This is a genomic window from Actinophytocola sp. (assembly GCF_036378875.1).
GTDB lineage: Bacteria > Actinomycetota > Actinomycetes > Mycobacteriales > Pseudonocardiaceae > Actinophytocola.
Map to the genome: position 1 here is coordinate 47,227 of NZ_DASUVO010000114.1, position 17,358 is coordinate 64,584.

The window sequence follows — 17,358 nt, forward strand, 5'->3', positions numbered from 1 at the left end:
GGCACTCCTCATGGGACGGCTCGTCGAGGCCGGCAGGCCGCTGCCATGATATGAGGATCTTCGTTGGTGCCAGGGCCGGGATCTAGTTCATGAGGCAGCGGACGGCGTGGCTGCCGGACTGCCCGACGACGGTGCCGTCGTCCCCGACAGCCCTGGCGACGGTCACCGTGGCGCCGGGGATGGCCGCGAGATCGACGACGGTGTCGGCCGTATCTCGGATGCTGTCCCAGCGAACGGCGTGGTAGCTGCCGTCCGGCGCCATGGACGAGCCGGCGTAGGTGCCGTCGCCGACCCCGGTGACCGCGCCGTTGACGTGGCCCGGGAGGGAGGGCAGCTCGACGATGGTGCTGCCGTACCAGCGGACGGCGTGGTAGGAGCCGTCAGAACCGGTGCAGGTGCCGACGATGGTGAAGTCGAAGTCCTTGGTGATCGAGTTGGCCTGGCAGTCGGTGCCGCCTGGCAGGGTGCCGAGGTCGGTGACGGCGCCGGTGGCGTCCCAGCGCACGGCGTGTTGGCGGCCGTCGGGGCCGGTGGACGTGCCGACCGCGATGTCGTGGTTGTTGACCGCGTTGGCGACGCTGACATGACGGAGCCCCAGTGTGGCGAGTGCTGTGACGGTTCCGTCGGGCGCCCACCGCACGGCCTGGGGAAAGCCCTGGGAGGGGTCAGAGCTGCCGACGATCGTGCCGTAGCCGTTGACACCCCTCGCCGCGCTGTCCGTGTGGCCAGGCAGCGTGCCGAGATCGGTGATCACGCCGTTCCGGTCCCAGCTCACCGCGCGGGAGTGGCCGTTCACGTAGGAGAGACCGACGACCAGGTCCTGCGAGTCGTTGATGCCCGTCGCCGCGCTGGCCGTGCCGCCCGGCAGGAAGCCGAACTCGGTGGCCCCGCCATCCTGGTCCCAGCGCACGGCGTGGTTCCGGCCGTCGGCCCCGACGCATTCGCCGACGACCACGCCCCACGCGTTGATCGCGTTGGCCTGTCCGCCGTATCCGCCCGGCGGGCAGTCGAGCACCTCGATCGTGTCGGCGTACGCGGGCGCCGTCGCAGCGCCAACACCGGCCACGGCGAGGGCCGCGACGACAACGATCCTTCTCCACGATGACACCCCAGAACTCATGGGGCCGGAACGTATCAAGCTTGATCAGGAAGTCGGCTCGATCGGCACGGGGTCTGGATGAACGGGCATGTTCGGGTCCCCGCAGGGAGATAGCCGTCTTCTCGTCGTGAGAGCACCGTGAGTGCGGCGCGTGAGCATGGGCGGTCATGCTCGTCGACAGTGGGAGTCGAGCAGGGGAGTGGGCATGGACACCGAGGTGGCCGACCGTCCGGTGCTGCGGGTGGTGGTGGCGGACGACCAGCCGGTGGTCCGTGCCGGGCTCACCGCGGTTCTGGGCGGCACGGGGGAGATGGAGGTGGTGGCGTCGTCGCCCGATGGACGGGAGGCCGTTCGCGACACGCTGGTCCACCGGCCCGACGTGCTCGTGTTGGATCTGCGCCTGCGGGAACTCAGCGGTGAGGCCGTGATCCGTGACGTGCTGCAGCACGCGCCGGAGACCGGCATCCTGGTCTTCAGCGCGATGGACACCGATCTACTGCTGACGGCGCGGCGAGCCGGGGCGCGTGGTTATCTGCCGAAGAACTCACCGGACGGCCAGATCGTGCGTGCCGTCGAACGGGTCGCCGCCGGCGAGTCCGTTTGCCCGGACGTCGAACGGCGGGACGACATCCCGCCGTTCAACCAGTACCCGTTCCCGGAACTGACCGCACGGGAACGGGAGGTCCTGGCTCTACTGGCAGCCGGCCTACCGAACCCGGCCATCGCACGCGAACTGCACCTCGCCCCGAAGACGGTCAGCAACCACATCTCGAACATCTACGCCAAGCTCGGTCTCGCCGACCGCTACCAGGCCATCATGCAGGCCAGGGCCGCCGGGCTGGGCCGCGCCAACACCGAATAGCGCGAGTCAGCAGGACAGACTGCGCGGATAGCTCACCGGACGCACGTGCTCCATCCGCTCGAGCGAGGTCCTGGCGAAGGCGACCGCGTCGTCGTCGCTCAGTGTGGCGCCCCTTGCCGTGGCGGCGGCGAAACGCCCGGCGTCGAGCCGTGTGGTCAGCTCGGCGACAGCCGCGGCGAGACGGATGGCTTCGGCGCCTACCGGGGGGATCGCCGCGCGGCTCGACCGTAGTGCCCCGTACAACGTGGCCGCGGCCTCGTCCTGACGGGCCCGGGTGAGCAGCACGACAGCGGTGCGGAGCGCGACCCACTGCTGGGCCCAGTGGCTCTCGTGACTCCAGTAACAGATGACCTCGGCGGTCAGCCGCGCGGCCCGGTACGGGTCACCGTGCCGGACCATGATCGCGGCGGCCACGCTCAGGGCCACGCCCGGCAGGTAGGTGTTACCGCCGGAGCGCCCGATCTCGCGTGCCTGCTCCAAGGTCGCCACCGCCCGGTCGGGGTCGCGGTCCTGCAGTGCCACTCCCAGCGCGTAGTCGGACCACGCGATGGCGGTCGGGTTGCCGGTGGCCGTCGCCAACCGGTGGGCGCGCTGGGCCAGCAGCATGGCCCGGGCGGTCCTGCCCTGGTACGCGTACTGCAGCGCACTGCTGGCCGTCACGTAGGCGACGCTGTACTGGTCGCCGACCCGCTCCGCGAACTGGGCCACCGTCATGTACAGGGTCGCCGCCTCGTCGAACCGGCCCTGGAACGACGCCACCCTGGCCAACACCCACAGTGCGTGCCGGCGTGCCGGGTCGTCCTGTCCCGGCACGGCACGCAGTGCCCGCTTGACCAGCTCGTTCGCACCCGTGAGGTCACCCCGGCGGGCGGCGCCGGCGGCCGCGACGGCCAGCGTCGCGGCCAGGTGGGGCCCGGGACCGTCGGGGACGGCCGCCGCCGCGCGGTCGGCCCAGCCGTAGACCTCGGACGGCCCGTGCGCCGAGGTGTACCGCAGCAGCGCGGCGGACAGGCGCACCGCCATCGCCGGATCGGTGGTCAGCGCCCAGCTGTGCGCGCCGCGCAGGTCGTCGAGCAGTCCCGAGATCCGGTCCGCCCATCGCGCCTCGTCCGGACCGACCAGACCAGCCGCCGACGCCTCGGCCACCGCGAGGCAGTACGCGGCGTGCCGGCGGCGGGCCGCGTCGAGCTGGCCGCCGCGCTCGAGCCGCTCCCGACCGTAGATCCGCAGTGTCTCCAGCATCGTGTAGCGGCTGGGGACCCGGTCGGTGTCGGCGGCCAACATGGACTTGTGCACCAGGTCGGTGACCGCGTCCCCGGCCGAGGCCTGGTCGATCTCCTCGTCGCTGGCGATCGCCACCGCGTCGTCCATCGTGAACGACCCGACCAACACGCTGAGTCGCTCGAACACGGTCCGGTCGAGCGGTTCGAGCAGCGCGCACGACCAGTCGACCACGGCGGCGAGCGTGCTGTGCCGTTCCTCGCGCACCCGCCGGGTGCTGTGCAGGAAATGCAGCCCCCGTTCCAGCCTGCCGGCGATCTCGTCGGCCGACATCGTCCGCAGCCGGGTGGCGGCCAGCTCGATGGCCAGCGGCAGCCCGTCGAGGCCACGGCAGATCGCCGCGACCGCGCCCGCGTTGTGCGTGCCGAGCGTGAACGTGGGCACGGCCGCCCGTGCCCGGTCGACGAACAGCCCGACGGACGGCACCTCGGCGAGACGGTCGAGGCCGGCGCCCAGAGGGGGCACCGGAAGCGGGCGCACCGGCAGCACGTGCTCGCCCTCCACGCCGAGCGGCTCCCGGCTGGTGGCCAGTACGCACACACCCGGGCAGCTGCTGGCCAGCGCGTCGACCAGGTGCGCGGCGGCGTCCAGCACGTGCTCGCAGTTGTCGATCACCAGCAGGGTCCGCCTGGAGCGCAGGAAGTCGACCAGGCCGTCGGTCACGCTCAGACCCTGCGGCTGCTGCACGCCCAGCGTGGTGGCCAGCACGTCGGGCACCAGGCCGCCGTCCCGCACGGCGGCCAGCTCGCACATCCAGACACCGTGCGGGAAGCGTGCCTGCGCCGCGGCGGCGAGCCTGGCGGCGAACCGGGTCTTGCCGACCCCGCCCACCCCCGTCAGCGTCGTGACCCTGGCCCGCGCCATCGTGGTCAGCGCCGCGGCGGCGTCCTCGTCCCGACCGATCAGCTCGCTCAACTCGAGTCGCAGGTTGCCGGCCGGCTGGCCGCCGAGAACTCGGCTCTCTGCGGCCGGATCCGGGCTGCCACGCAGCATGTGCTCGTGCCGCTCACGCAGCTCCGCCGACGGACGGAGCCCGAGCTGCTCGGCCAGCAGCTCATGGAACTCGCGGTAGACGGCGACCGCGTCGGCCTGCCGGCCCGACCGGTACAGCGCGGTCATCAGCAGGCCGCGCGGCCGCTCGCGGAACGGGTGCTCGGCCGCGAACGCCTCGATCTCGCCGATCAGCTCGGCCTGGCGGCCGAGTGCCAGGCTCGCCTCGAACCGCTCCTCGGCGGCGACCAGTCTCAGCTCCTCGAGGCGCATCGCCTCGTACCGGCAGAACTCCTCGCCGGCGAACTCCGCGAACGCCAGACCGCGCCACAGGTCGAGGGCTTCGGTCAGCCGCGCGACCGCGTACTCGGGTCGCGTCCCCGACTCGGCGACCGCCTCGGTGATGGCCTGTTCGAATCGCCAGGAGTCGACCGTCGCCGGATCGATCCGCAGCACATAGCCGGGCGGTTGGGTGACCAGGGCCTCGGCCGAGCCGGGGGCGCACTCGTCGAGCGCCGCCCGGACCCGCCACACCTGGTTGTGCAGGCTGCGTAGCGCCGACCGTGGCGCGTGGTCACCCCACAGCACGTCGATCAGACGGTCGGCCGACACCACCGTCCGCACGTTGACCAGCAGCGCCGCCAGCAACCGCCGCCGCAACCCGCCGGCCAGCTGGACACTCCCGTCAGCATGCGTGACCGCGAGTGGTCCCAGCACACTGAACTCCATCGTTCTTCCTCATCCCCGCACCCGCCTCGACGGCCCCGCCGGATGATCAGTTCGGGGCGAACGGTGCACCCGAGAACTCGTCCGTACGTCAGGAAACGTGACGGGCGCGATCTTGCCCAAAGGGGTACAAACGCGTACCGGCGGCGTTACGCGAGGGTCTCGCAAAGATCCTCCATGGAGCCGTCCTGTACCAGGAAGTCCCGCTGTTTGGCCGGGGTCGCCCGCACGAAGAACGTGCCGTCCATGATGTACCACCCGGACGGTGTGGTGGGGTTGCCGATCCGCACGCCGACGCCGGCCCGCCCCCGGTAGTAGGTGTACCGGACGCCGTCGGCGGTGGTGTAGACCATCGCGTAGCTGGTCACGTTGCGCAGCACCGACTTGCCGTTCGAGCCGTTGGTGAACCGGATGACGAGCTTGCCGTCGAACTCCTGCATCATCGGCTTGCCGTCGGGGTGGGTGGCCAGCACGCGGGTGCGCTCGTCGTCCTCCACCGGGTCGACGCGCATGTCGAAGGTCGAGATCTTGCCGGCCTCGTCCACGAACGCCTCCTGGCGGAACGGCTCCCACCGGCGGGCGGCGTCCTCGGCCTCCACGTCGGGAAGCTCGATGCCCGCGGTGGCCGCGAACGCACGCATGGTTCTCAGGTCGGACGCGCTCATTGTCGCTACTCCCTCAATTGGCACCGAATTGGATCAGACGGGCTATCGATTTCGCTTTCTGGTTCGTTAGGGGACGCAACCGGGAAATTTTCCCGGTAAATAAACCTTTGCCGAACAGCGGGTTAAGCCTAGGCTTTGTCGGGGCCGCGCCGACTGAGGCAATGGCCTGTATCCAGAAATCAATCAGGCGTTCTGCCGCTGTGTGTCCATTTATGAGGGGGACGGGTTGAGCCAGCAAGAGACGCGCGGTTCCACGGCCGGCTGCCGGCTGCGACGCGTGCCGCAGAGGAACTTCAAGGCCGACATTCCCGCGGCCGCGAAGGAACAGATCAAACAGCTGCACCGCGATCGTGACAACTGGCACGGGCTGGTGTTCCTCGCGCTGGACTGGCTGGTGGTCGCCGCCGCGGTGGCCGCGACCATCTGGTCCGGCTTCCACCTGGCGGTCTACCTGGTCGCGGTCGTCGTGATCGGCTCCCGCCAGCGCGCGTTACGCAGCCTGCTGCACGAGGCCAGCCACCACAAGCTGGTGCCCAACAAGCGGGCCAACCTCTGGGTCGGGCGGCTGTTGGTGGCGTTCCCGCTGCTGGAAGGGGTTTCCGGCTACCTGTGCGCGCACTGCGAGCACCACCGCCACCTGTGGGACACCGAGCTGGATCCCAAGCGCCGCCAGTACGCGGCGCTGGGCATCATCCGGCCGCGTGACCCGCTGCGGTTCACGCTCCGGCACCTGCTGCGTCCACTGACGCTGGTGCACGCGCCGTACAACGTGCTCGCCGCACTGGTCGGCCGCGACGAGAACCGCAGGGAGACCTGGATCCGGCTCACCTACCTCGCGACGCTCACCGCGGTCGCGTTCGCGACCGGCTGGGCGGCGGAGGCGGCGTTGCTGTGGCTGGTCCCGTACTGCACGACGTACCAGATCTTCCGGTACTGGAGCGACATCGCCGACCACGCCGGCCTGGAGATCAGCGACCCGTGGCAGGCGACCCGCAGCTGGACCGCGCCATGGCTGCTGCGGCAGCTGATCGCGCCCCACAACGCCAACTGGCACCTGGGACACCACCTGTACCCCAGCGTGCCGCAGCACCAGCTGCCGAGACTGGACCGGATCCTCGGTGCCGTGCCCGAGTACCGCGACGGGCACCACTGCCACGGGTTCGTGCTGCCCACCCGCGCCGACCGGCCCTCGGTGGTGCAGGACCTGCTCAGACCGGAGAAGATGGCCGGCTACCACAACCGCGAGGTCCGCAACGACAGCCGAGGGGTCGTGCTGCGGGCGCTGCTCGGCAGGCCGCAGAGCTCGACCGCGGCGCCTTCCTGCGCCGACACGTGCCCGCTCGGCACGCTCGGCGACCTGACCAGCGAAGGCGCGCGGTGAGCAACGTGGCTACCGCATCAGGCGTCGCGCAGGTGGCGGACGACCGAGGCCAGGTTCTTCTCGCCGTACCCGGCGGCCAGCGCGGCGGCGAGCCGGGCACGGGCCCCGGCGACCGCGCCGTCCGGCACACAGCCGGCCGCCAGCGCGAGCCCGAGGTCCTTCTCCGCGAGGCTCAGGGAGAACCGGGTCGGCGCGTCAGGTTCGTCCAGCTCGCCGCGGACGCCGGGCACGACGCCGCCGAGCACGGTCGTGGAGAGGGCCTCCAGCGAGACCTCGGTGGGCAGGCCGAGCCGGTCGCCCAGTGCCAGCGCCTCGCCGAACACCACGAACGACGAGCACAGCGCGATGTTGACCAGCAGCTTGGCGGCCGAGCCGGCCCCGGACGGGCCGACGTGGTTGACGGTGCCGAGTACCGCCAGCACGTCCGCGGCCGCGGCAACGTCCTTCTCGTCGCCGCCGGTCAGGATCTGGAGGGTGCCGGAGGACGCCGCCGGCAACGAGCCCTTGACGGGGGCGTCGAGCAAGCCCGTGCCGGCCGGCAGCCCGGCGCGGATCTCGGCGACGGTGTCCGGCGTGATGGTCGACATCTCGATCAGCACCGCGCCGGCACGCATTGCCGACGCCGCGCCGCCTGCGCCGAACAAGACGTCGCGCACGGCGTCGGGCCCGGTCAGCATCGTGATGACGAAATCACATTCCGCCACCGCATCGGCCGGTGTGTCCGCAGCGGTCGCGCCGGCGGAGACAAGTGGTTCGGTCTTCGATTTCGTGCGATTCCACACGGAAACTTGATAACCGTGTGAAACCAATCTTTCGGCCATGAGACCGCCCATGCGGCCGAGGCCGATAAATGCGATAAGGGTCATATGCGCGACCTTATCATCGGAAAGGACCTGTTGTGGTCGGGAATTCTGCCGTAGTGCACCGGCTGGTCGGCGAATGGGTGCACCGCCAGCCCAGTGCGTGCGCGGTTCGCGAATCGGACAGTGGCCGGGAACTGACATACCTCGAACTATGGGAACACGCCGGCCGGCTCGCCGGCGCACTGGCGGCGCGGGGCGTCGGGCGCGGTGACCGGGTCGCCGTCGCTCTGGACCCGTCGGTCGACCTGGTCGTCGCGTTCCTCGGGATCATCCGTGCCGGCGCCGCCTACCTGCCGCTGGACCGCCACGCCCCCGGTGACCGCCTGGCCGGCATCGTCGAGGACGCCGACGTGTCGCTGGTGGTGTGTGCGGCGACGCTCGACGAGCGCCGCTGGCGGCTGCCTCCGCGTCTGGCGCGGATCGACGTGCGCGACCAGCGATCCGTGTCCGCGCCCGAGGTCGAGACCGGTGCCGACGACCCGATCTACGTCGCCTTCACGTCGGGCTCGACCGGTCGGCCCAAGGGCGTCGTGGTCCCGCACCGGGCTGTGATCCGCCTGGCGGTGAACCCGAACTACTGCACGATCGCGCCCGGCGACCGGGTGGCGAACCTGGCCAACCCGGCCTTCGACGCCACCACCTTCGAGGTGTGGAACACGCTCGTCGCGGGCGGCACGGTCGTGACCATCCCGTCGGCCACCGACCTGCCCATCGACGACTGGATCGGCGTACTGGCCCGCGAGTCGATCACCACGATGTTCCTCACGACCTCCTTGTTCCACACAGTGGCCAGGGAACGGCCGGACGCCTTCGCGACGCTGGACACCCTCATCGTCGGCGGCGAGCAGCTCGACCTCGGCGCGGCCCGCGACGTCCTCGCCGCTCGACCGCCCCGGCGCCTGGTCAACGCGTACGGCCCGACGGAGACGACCACGTTCGCCGCGACGTTCGAGTGCACGGCAGAGAACCTGGCCGGCGCCACCCGGGTCCCGATCGGGTTCGCCCTGCAGAACACCTCGACCCACGTGCTCGACGACGACCTCACACCGGTCGCGGCTGGCGAGATGGGGGAGCTGTGCATCGGCGGGCCGGGCGTGGCGCTCGGCTACCTCGGCCGTCCCGACCTGACCGCGGCGAAGTTCGTCACCGACCCACGCTCTGGCGAACTCATCTACCGAACCGGTGACATGGCCCGGGTGCTGCCGAGTGGCGCGCTCGAGGTGGCCGGCCGGCGTGACCGGCAGGTCAAGCTGCGTGGCTTCCGGATCGAGCTGGACGAGATCGAGGAGGCGTTGCGGGACACCGGGTTGGTCGACGCCGCGTTCGTGGAGAAGGTGGGCGAGGGCCCTACCGCCGCGCTCGTCGCGTTCGTGCTGCCGGCCCGGTTCGCGGCACCCGACATGGCGACCCTGCCGGTGCTGCTCGCCAGACGGCTGCCGAAGTACATGATCCCGGCCAGGTGGTTGCGGCTCACCGGGGTGCCGCTCGGCCCGACCGGCAAGGCTGACCGAGCCCGACTCCTGGAGTTGCTGGCACGGGCCGACCAGCCGGACGACGGCGCCGAGCGTGCCGACGACGTGCGGGCGGCGCTGGCGGGGATCTGGCGGGACGTGCTGGGCGTGGCGGAGGTGTCGCCGGCCGACAGCTTCCTCGACCTCGGCGGCAACTCGATTCTCGCCATCCAGGTGGCGTCGCGGGCAGGGCAGGCGTTGCGCGTCCGCGTCGAGCCAGGTGACGTCCTGCTCGCGGACACCTTCGGAGAGCTGAACACGGTGTTGCGTCAGAAGATGTCGGCGGGAGTGGGCTCATGAACCAGTCCCTGCTCGAGCTGCGCCGGTACGGGGCGAACCACGCGCCGCTGTCCTTCGCGCAGGACCGGCTCTGGTTCCTGCAGGCCACGGCACCGGAGTCACCGGCGTACAACGTGCCGCTGTTCCTGCGGTGGCACGAACCTGTCGACCTCGCGGCTCTGCGGGCCGCGCTGTCCGCCGTGGTCACCCGTCACGAGGTGCTCCGCACGACCTACCGGGCCCATGCCGGTCACCGGGTGCAGGTCGTCGGCGATAACGCGGACGTGCCCATCGACGTCGTCGCCCTCGACGGCGTGCCCGACGCGCTCGACAAGGCGCGGGACGACGCGGCCTCGCGAGCGGCGGAACCGTTCGACCTCGCGGCCCGGCCACCCGTCAGATGCACGGTGTACCAAGGGATTTCCGATGGGGACGCGGTACTGCTGTGCATCCACCACATCGCCGTGGACGGCTGGTCGCTCGCGCCGCTGCTGACCGACCTCGCGCGGGCCTACCGGCACGCGCTGTCGGGCGAACCCGTTGTGCTGCCACGGCTTTCCCATCAGTACAGCGACTTCGCCGTGTGGGACCGGGCCCAGCTCACGGATCCCGCGCTGGCACGGCAGCTGTCCGAACGGGTCGCCGAGCTGATCACCGTTCCGTGGGACCTGACGCTCGCCGGCGCCACCCCGCCCGGCCCGCGGCGGCCCGCCGGCCGGCACGTTTTCGCCGTGCCAGCCGGGCTGGCCGCCCGGGTGGCGACGATGGCCCGTGACCAGCGCGCGACGCCCTTCGTGGTGTGGTTCGCCGCCTACACCGAACTGCTGCGGCAGTGGTCGGGGCGGGAGGACTTCCTGGTCGGCTCGATGACCGCCAACCGCGGCCACCCCGGGATCGAGGACATGGTCGGGTTCTTCGTCAACACGGTGCCGTTGCGCTGCCGCCCGGCCCCGGACCTGACGTTCACCGAGCTGTGCGTGCTCACCCGCGCCGAGGCGATGAAATCCCTGAGTCACCAACGGATCCCGTTCGACCGGCTCACCGCCGATGCGGCCGCGCGGCGGCCGGAGGGGCACGGCACGCTCGTCGATGTCGGGTTCGCGCTGCAGAACATGCCACAGCCGCACCACGACGTGCCGCCGCCGTGGACGCCGCCGGTCGTGTTGCCGACGGGCGTGGCGAAGTTCGACGTCCTGCTGATACTGGACCAGACACCCGACGGCATGACCGGCACGATCGAGTTCGACGCCGGCCGGTACCCGGCGGATCTCGGCACGCGGCTCGCCGAGGACTACCTCGGCCTGCTCACCGCCGTGCTCGCCGGTCCGGAACGTCCGCTGGGGCAGGCGGCGGTCGTCACCACCCCACGCGACGAGCCGCGGCAGGTCGAACCGGAGTACGACGGCGACATCAGCTCGGCAACCGAGCTGTTCACCGCCGTCCTGTCCGAAGTGGACCGGACGACCGGCCGGTTGGGGCCGGGGTCGAACTTCTTCGCCCTGGGCGGGCATTCGCTGCTGGCCATGACGATGCTCGCCGAAGCCCACCGGCGCCACGGCGTGGTGGTGCGGCCGGGCGAGTTCCTCGCCAACCCGACCGTCGCCGGCCTGTCCAGGCTGCTGGCGACGGTCGGCGCGGCTCCGGCCGTGACCCGCTACCAGACGTCGGACCGGGTCCCGGCCACCTCGACCCAGCAGCGGTTCTGGTTCCTGGACCGGATTCCCGCGATGCGCAGCGCCTACCTGGTGCCCGCCGTGGCCGAGTTCCTCGGCGACGTCGACCCGGAACGGCTGTGTGCGGCCACGGACCGCGTGCTGGCGCGACATCCCGCGCTGCGGTCACGGTTCGCACTGGACCGCAAGGACAAGGCGCTGTACTACCGTGTCGACGGGCCCCCGCCGGTCGCCGTCGTCATCGACGCACGCGACTGGGACGACGAGCGGGTGGCAGGCCGGCTCTCGGCCGCCTGCTGGACACCGTTCGACCTCGCGGCGGAGGCGCCGGCACGGGCGGAGATCATCGTCCGCGCCGACCACACCCTTCTCGTGTTGTCCGTCCACCACATCGCCGCGGACGGGCGGGCGCAGCAGGTCCTGCTGGACGAGATCGGACTGTCCTATCGGGACGATCCGCTCCCGGACCCGGCAGGACTCGTCATCTCGGGCGACGAACCGGAGCCGACGCGGGTCGTGGCCGCTTTGCGCGGCGTGCCAACGGATGTGGCAGTGCCGCACGACCGGCCGCGGCAGCGGGTCCAGTCCACCGCGGCCTCCGTCGAGCGCGTCGCGTTGGGCAACGGGCTCGCCGATGAGCTTCGGGCCGTCACGAATTCGTTGGGCTGCACGATGTTCATGGTGACGGCGGCGCTGCTCGCGGCCGGCCTCGCCCGGCTGGGCGACCAACGCGACTTCGTGTTCGTTTTTCCCTGGACGGGGCGGGACGTGCCCGGCAGCGCCGACGCGGTCGGCATGTTCGTCAACACGGTGCCACTGCGGGTCGACCTGCGTGGCGAGCCGAGCTGGCGAGCACTGCTCGACCGCGTGCGCGCGGCCAGCGTGGCGGCTTTCCGCGACGCCGCGGTGCCGTTCGACGCGGTGGCGGCCGCGGTGCACCCGAACCGCGACCTGAGCAGGCCCGCGCTCACGCCGGTCTACTTCACGGTCCGGGACGGCGAACCGACCCCACCGGACCTCGGGCCGAACGTGACCGGACGGCTGTTGCCGCTCGAAGGAATGCACGTCAAGTACGAACTGGAACTCACCGCGACCGAGACGACCGGCGACCTGCGACTGGAGATCGCCTACTCGACCGCGCTGTTCGACGCCGCGACCGTCGCCGGGCTGCTGGCCTGCGTCACGGCGGCCGCGGCAGAGCTGGTCGCCGATCCGGACGCACCAGCAGCCAAGGGGAGACGACTGTGAACGAAACACCGACCGAGATCCACGAGCTGACCGAACGAGTACTCGCGGCCTGGGCGGAGGCACTCGACATCGACGTCGAGGCCGTGCCGCTGGACGTGAGCTTCTTCGAGGCCGGCGGCAACTCGTTACTGCTCCTGCTGTTGTCAGAACATCTCAACGAACTGACCACGCGAGAACTGACGATCGGCGAGCTGTTCCAACACAGCACGGTACGCGCACAGACGGCGCTCCTGACGGACGCGCCGGACGCGCCCGCCGCCCGGCTCGGCGCCACCACCAGGCACACCCTGCTCGGTCGGGCAGGAGGAGCCCGGTGAGCGCGGAGACCGACATCGCGGTCGTAGGCGTCGGCTGCCGCTTCCCCGACGCGTGGACCCCGGCGGAGTTCTGGCGGAACATCGACGCTGGCGCGGTGGCCATGCGGGAGCTGACCGACGAGCAGCTGGCGGCGGCCGGTGTCCCCGAGGAGACCCGTGCGGCGCCTGACTTCGTCCGCGTCGCGACCACGTTGCCCGGCGCGGCCGACTTCGCCGCCGACTTCTTCGGCTATCCGGCGCAGGAGGCCGAGACGGTCGATCCGCAGCAGCGGATCTTCCTGGAAACCTGCTGGGAGGCCTTGGAATCCGCTGGTCACGCGGCGGGCGCGGGCGTGCCGACGGTCGGGGTCTTCGCAGGCGGGGCGGAGAGCACGTATCGCGCCGCGGTGCTGGTCGCCAAGGCCGCCGAGGGCGGGGTGATCGCCGCGGTCGACGACCTCGACCTGCACCTCGGCGGCCTCGGGGACTTCCTGACCTCCCGGGTGGCGTACAAGTTGGGTCTGCGTGGCCCGTCGGTGAGCGTGCAGACCGCGTGCTCGTCCTCGCTGTACGCGGTCCACTACGCGACGCTGAGCCTGCTGTCCGGCGAGTGCGACATCGCGCTCGCCGGCGGCTCGACCGTGCTCGAACCGTTGGCCGGCTACCGGTACCAGCCGGGTGGCCTGCAGTCCGCGGACGGGTTCTGCCGTTCGTTCGACGCCACCTCCACCGGCACCTCGTTCGGCTCCGGCGTCGGCGCGGTGGCGTTGCGGCGCCTCGCCGACGCGCTCGCCGACGGCGACCCGATCCTCGCGGTCCTCAAGGGCAGCGCGGTCGGCAACGACGGCGCGGCAAGGCAGGGCTTCTCCGCGCCGAGCCCCGCGGGCGTCGCCGACGTCGTGTCCGCCGCGTTGCGCGTGTCCGATGTCTCGCCGGACCAGCTCCGGTACGTCGAGGCACACGGCTCCGGCACGGCGCTGGGTGACCACGTCGAACTGCTGGGCCTCACCCGAGGTCTCGCCGGGAGCACGAGGACCGGGTACTGCGGCCTCGGGTCGGTCAAGGCCAACATCGGCCACTGTGGACCGACCGCCGGGATCGCGGGCTTCATCAAGGCGGTCAACGCCGTGCGAACCGGTGTGCTGCCACCACATCCGCGGTTCCAGCGCCCACGTGACCCCGGCATCCTCGCCGAGAGCCCGTTCGTCATCGACACCGTGGCGCGGGTCAGTGCGGACGACGACCGGCACGTGCTGGTCAACTCGATGGGTATGGGCGGCACCAACGTGGCGGCCGTGCTGGCGCCACCGCCCGCGCCGACACGCGCTCCGGCGCCGGCACGGGGCACCGTTCGCCTGGTCGTGTCCGCGCGCACACGGTCCGAACTGGACACGGTGTCCCGGCAGCTGGCGGACGAGCTGGACCGGGGGACCACGCCGGTCGCCGACATCGCGCACACTCTACGGGTCGGCCGTCAGTCCTTCATGGACCGTCGGGTGGTCGCCGCCCCGGCGGACCGGCTGGCCGACGCGTTGCGGCTGCCCCGTGCACCACTGGCGCGAACCGTCCGCGCCACGCCGCGCCGGGCCGTCATCGTCCCCTCACCGGACGGTGACATGCCCGGGATCGTCGCGGCGTTGCGGGCCGCACTGCCCGCCGGCACCGAGGTGATGACCGGGACGTCGTTGCCCGCCAACGCCTTCCCGATCCTGGTCGGCCACGGCGAGCCGGGACCGCACCGGCACGTGGTGCCGGCCGACGGACCGGTGAGCGACCTCGTCGACGAGGCACTCACCGCCGCATGGCTGCACGGTGTCGAGATCACCTGGGCATCACCGGTGGGACGCCGCGTCGTGTTGCCGACGTATCCGTTCACGCGCCGCCGGTACTGGGCGCTCGACCGCCTCACGCCCATCGCGGCCGTCCCGGCGCCCCCCGAACCGGCCGTCGACGAGGCGCCCGCCGAACCGGGCTCGCTGGAGGACGACCTGACCGCGCTGTGGCGGAGCCTGTTCGGCGTCGAGTCCGTCGGCATGGACGACGAGTTCGGCAGGCTCGGCGGGACGTCGCTGCTCGCCGTCCGGATGGCCCTCGAAGTCCAGCAACGCCACGGCGTCCTGGTCAACGTGCACCGGGCGGGCGGCACCCGCACGACCGTGCGCAGGCTCGCGGAGATCGTCCGGGGCAAGCTCGCCGGCGCGGAACGGGGATCGGCCGACATCGACCCGATCGCCGACGGCGACGGCCACCTGGTCGACGCGGACACCCAGCTGCCGCTGGGACCGCTCGCGCCGGACGAGGCTCCCGGCACGGACGTGCTGCTGACCGGCGCGACCGGGTTCCTCGGCGCGTTCGTGCTGCACGAGCTGCTCAACGCCACCGACGGGCGGGTCTACTGCCTCGTCAGAGCCGGCACCGAGGAGGAGGGATGGGAGCGGCTGCGCACGGTCGCCGAGAAGTTCCTCCTGCCGGAGCCGGACCGCGACCGCGTCCACCTGGTCCTCGGTGACCTGCGGAACATCGACGAGATGTCCGCCAGGTACGGCGAACTGGCCACCCGGATCGGCTCGGTCGTCCACGCCGCCGCCAAGGTGGTCTTCACCGAGCCCTACCGCGTGCTGCGCGACGACAACGTGCTGCCCATGGTGGAGCTGCTGAAGTGGATGCGCGGCAACGGCATCCGGGACTTCAGCTTCGTCTCGACCGTGGCCGCCACCGCGCCGGCGATGGGCGCTGGCGGCAGGGTGCTGGAGACCCGCGAGCAGCCGCTGGACCCGCAGCAGGGCGGCTACGGCGTCAGCAAGTGGGTGGGGGAGCGGCTGCTGGAGCGGGCCGAGGCCGACGGCATGCGGATCCGCGTGTTCCGCCCCGGCTTCGTCCTTGCCTCCGGCCGGACCGGCGCGTGCAACGACAAGGACCTGATCTGGCACATCATGGCCAGCGGGCTCGCGGTCGGTGCGCACCCGCTCGACGACCGCGGCAACCCGATGGCCGGCGTGGACCTCGTGGCCAGGGCCATCGCCGAGCTGTCCGGTTCCCCCGGGTCGGTCGGCCGGGTCTACCACCTTGTCGACCAGCGCGCTCCCGGACTGCGGTCGGTGTTCGGCCTGCTGGCCGACGCCGGGCTCGCGACCGAGGCCGCGTCACCGGAGAAGTGGCTGGCCCGTGTCTCCGAGGAAGCCCTCGCCAGCGGGGACGAAGTGCTGTCGAACATGGCGCTCTACGAGCTGGAGGGCCACGAGCTGGGCGAGCACGACATGGAGGCGGACGCGTGGCTGCCGTGGTTGCGCCGCAACGGTTTGGACTCGGCGCCGACCGGCGAGCTGCTGCGGGCCGGCCTGACGTATCTCGCGGACCGGCACAGCCCGGTCGGCGAGCTGCTGTCGGAACTGATGGGGGTGCGCTCGTGAACCAGCGGACACAACGGATCGCGGTGCTCGGCGCAGGCGTGATGGGGGTGGCGATCACGACGCTCGCGATCGCCAACGGCCTGCCCGTGACACTGGTCGACGTCGACGAGACCAAGCTGGCGACGGCGCCGGGCCGGGTGCGAAAGCAGCTGCGGATGGCCGCGCTGATGGGCAGTGCGCCCAAGGGCCGCGTCGCCGCGATCGAGGTGACCACATCGGTCTACGACCTCGTCGGGGTGACCGCGGTGATCGAGGCGGTCACCGAACTGCCCGAGCTGAAGGCGAAGGTGCTCGCCGACGTCACGGCGGTGACCGCACCGGGAACCCCCGTGGTCACCAACACCTCGGCGATTCCCGTCGACGAGCTGGCCTCGGCCGTGGCCCGGCCGGCCGACCTGGCAGGCGCCCATTTCATGAACCCGCCGTATCTCATCAGGACGGTCGAGGTGATCCGCGGCCCGAGAACCGGAGACGCGGCCCTGTCGAAGGTACTTGACCTGCTGGCGGCGATGGACCGGGAGTCCATCGTGGTCGCCGACGGCCCCGGGTTCGTGATCAACCGGGTGCTGCAGCGAATGATCAACGAGGCGGCGCGGATCGTGCAGGAGGGGGTGGCGTCGCCGGCGGACGTGGACGCGTTGTTCCGCGGCTGCCTCGGCCACCGCACCGGTCCGCTCGCCACGGCCGACCTGATCGGCCTCGACAACGTCGCCGACAGCCTGCGGGTCCTGCGGGACCGCACCGGCGACGACGGATACGAGCCCTGCGCGCTGTTGCTGGACAAGGTCGCCGCGGGCGATCACGGCCGCAAGACCGGCCGCGGCTTCTACGACCACGGAGAGGTGCATCCATGACTATCACACAATCCGTCGAGGTGAGTCTTCTCGAGTTCCTGGCCACCCGGCTGAAACAACCGTGGCAGCCGGACACCGACCTGTTCAGCGCCGGCGTGGTCACCTCGCTGTTCGCCATGGAGCTCGTCGTGTACCTGGAGGAGGCCTTCGGTGTGGAGGTCAGCGGTGACGAGCTGCGGCTGGACAACTTCCGCACCGTGCACGCGATGACGGCGCTGGT

The 17,358-nt window shown here is 71.4% G+C and carries 12 protein-coding genes; 8 read left to right on the top strand and 4 right to left on the bottom strand.

The features are described 5' to 3' along the window. Nucleotides 1-82: 82 nt before the first annotated feature. On the bottom strand, nucleotides 83-1,120 hold the full coding sequence (locus tag VF106_RS33640; protein ID WP_330843955.1) for a hypothetical protein: 1,038 nt from the start codon (nucleotides 1,118-1,120) through the stop codon (nucleotides 83-85). Nucleotides 1,121-1,304: 184 nt separating this feature from the next. Here VF106_RS33640 and VF106_RS33645 point away from each other — a divergent pair, with 184 nt between their 5' ends. Further along, nucleotides 1,305-1,961, top strand: coding sequence for a response regulator transcription factor (locus VF106_RS33645; protein WP_330843956.1), 657 nt, complete (start codon nucleotides 1,305-1,307; stop codon nucleotides 1,959-1,961). Between the two features lie 6 nt (nucleotides 1,962-1,967). Here VF106_RS33645 and VF106_RS33650 read toward each other — a convergent pair whose 3' ends face one another. Together VF106_RS33650 and VF106_RS33655 are read right to left on the bottom strand one after the other, a co-directional pair. Beyond that, nucleotides 1,968-4,961 carry an AfsR/SARP family transcriptional regulator gene (locus VF106_RS33650; RefSeq protein WP_330843957.1) on the bottom strand — a complete coding sequence of 998 codons (2,994 nt, stop codon included), beginning with the start codon at nucleotides 4,959-4,961 and terminating at the stop codon, nucleotides 1,968-1,970. Between the two features lie 146 nt (nucleotides 4,962-5,107). Next, the gene (locus tag VF106_RS33655) at nucleotides 5,108-5,623 is read right to left on the bottom strand and encodes a hypothetical protein (RefSeq protein WP_330843958.1); all 516 of its coding nucleotides are present in this window, start codon (nucleotides 5,621-5,623) and stop codon (nucleotides 5,108-5,110) included. Nucleotides 5,624-5,849: 226 nt separating this feature from the next. On the opposite strand from VF106_RS33655, the gene VF106_RS33660 reads away from it, so the two are divergent. Beyond that, nucleotides 5,850-7,004 (top strand): fatty acid desaturase, encoded by a 1,155-nt coding sequence (locus tag VF106_RS33660; RefSeq protein ID WP_330843959.1) that lies wholly within the window; start codon nucleotides 5,850-5,852, stop codon nucleotides 7,002-7,004. Between the two features lie 17 nt (nucleotides 7,005-7,021). On the opposite strand, the gene VF106_RS33665 is transcribed toward VF106_RS33660, so the two are convergent. Then, nucleotides 7,022-8,008 carry an NAD(P)-dependent oxidoreductase gene (locus VF106_RS33665; protein ID WP_330843960.1) on the bottom strand — a complete coding sequence of 329 codons (987 nt, stop codon included), beginning with the start codon at nucleotides 8,006-8,008 and terminating at the stop codon, nucleotides 7,022-7,024. Here VF106_RS33665 and VF106_RS33670 point away from each other — a divergent pair. The 6 genes from VF106_RS33670 to VF106_RS33695 form a co-directional block, all read left to right on the top strand. Next, nucleotides 7,924-9,678: a non-ribosomal peptide synthetase gene (locus VF106_RS33670; protein ID WP_330843961.1), complete on the top strand. Its 1,755-nt coding sequence runs from the start codon at nucleotides 7,924-7,926 to the stop codon at nucleotides 9,676-9,678. The genes VF106_RS33665 and VF106_RS33670 overlap by 85 nt on opposite strands. Beyond that, a complete protein-coding gene (locus VF106_RS33675) occupies nucleotides 9,675-12,578 on the top strand; it encodes a condensation domain-containing protein (RefSeq protein ID WP_330843962.1) in 2,904 nt (967 codons plus the stop codon). The genes VF106_RS33670 and VF106_RS33675 overlap by 4 nt, the downstream gene beginning before the upstream one ends. Next, nucleotides 12,575-12,895, top strand: coding sequence for a phosphopantetheine-binding protein (locus tag VF106_RS33680; RefSeq protein ID WP_330843963.1), 321 nt, complete (start codon nucleotides 12,575-12,577; stop codon nucleotides 12,893-12,895). The genes VF106_RS33675 and VF106_RS33680 overlap by 4 nt, the downstream gene beginning before the upstream one ends. Further along, entirely contained in the window at nucleotides 12,892-16,284 is a 3,393-nt protein-coding gene (locus VF106_RS33685; RefSeq protein ID WP_330843964.1) for a thioester reductase domain-containing protein, read from the top strand. The genes VF106_RS33680 and VF106_RS33685 overlap by 4 nt, the downstream gene beginning before the upstream one ends. After that, nucleotides 16,281-17,138, top strand: coding sequence for a 3-hydroxyacyl-CoA dehydrogenase family protein (locus VF106_RS33690; protein WP_330843965.1), 858 nt, complete (start codon nucleotides 16,281-16,283; stop codon nucleotides 17,136-17,138). Before VF106_RS33685 ends, VF106_RS33690 begins: the two co-directional genes overlap by 4 nt. Further along, nucleotides 17,135-17,358: acyl carrier protein (locus VF106_RS33695; RefSeq protein WP_330843966.1), on the top strand; the 224-nt coding region annotated here is incomplete at its 3' end. The genes VF106_RS33690 and VF106_RS33695, both read left to right, overlap by 4 nt.

Coding starts and splice junctions, on each gene's coding strand:
- VF106_RS33655 (WP_330843958.1), bottom strand. CDS start 5,623: ATGAGCGCGTCCGACCTGAGAACCATGCGTGCGTTCGCGGCCACCGCG.
- VF106_RS33650 (WP_330843957.1), bottom strand. CDS start 4,961: ATGGAGTTCAGTGTGCTGGGACCACTCGCGGTCACGCATGCTGACGGG.
- VF106_RS33645 (WP_330843956.1), top strand. CDS start 1,305: ATGGACACCGAGGTGGCCGACCGTCCGGTGCTGCGGGTGGTGGTGGCG.
- VF106_RS33640 (WP_330843955.1), bottom strand. CDS start 1,120: ATGAGTTCTGGGGTGTCATCGTGGAGAAGGATCGTTGTCGTCGCGGCC.
- VF106_RS33675 (WP_330843962.1), top strand. CDS start 9,675: ATGAACCAGTCCCTGCTCGAGCTGCGCCGGTACGGGGCGAACCACGCG.
- VF106_RS33665 (WP_330843960.1), bottom strand. CDS start 8,008: ATGTCAGTTCCCGGCCACTGTCCGATTCGCGAACCGCGCACGCACTGG.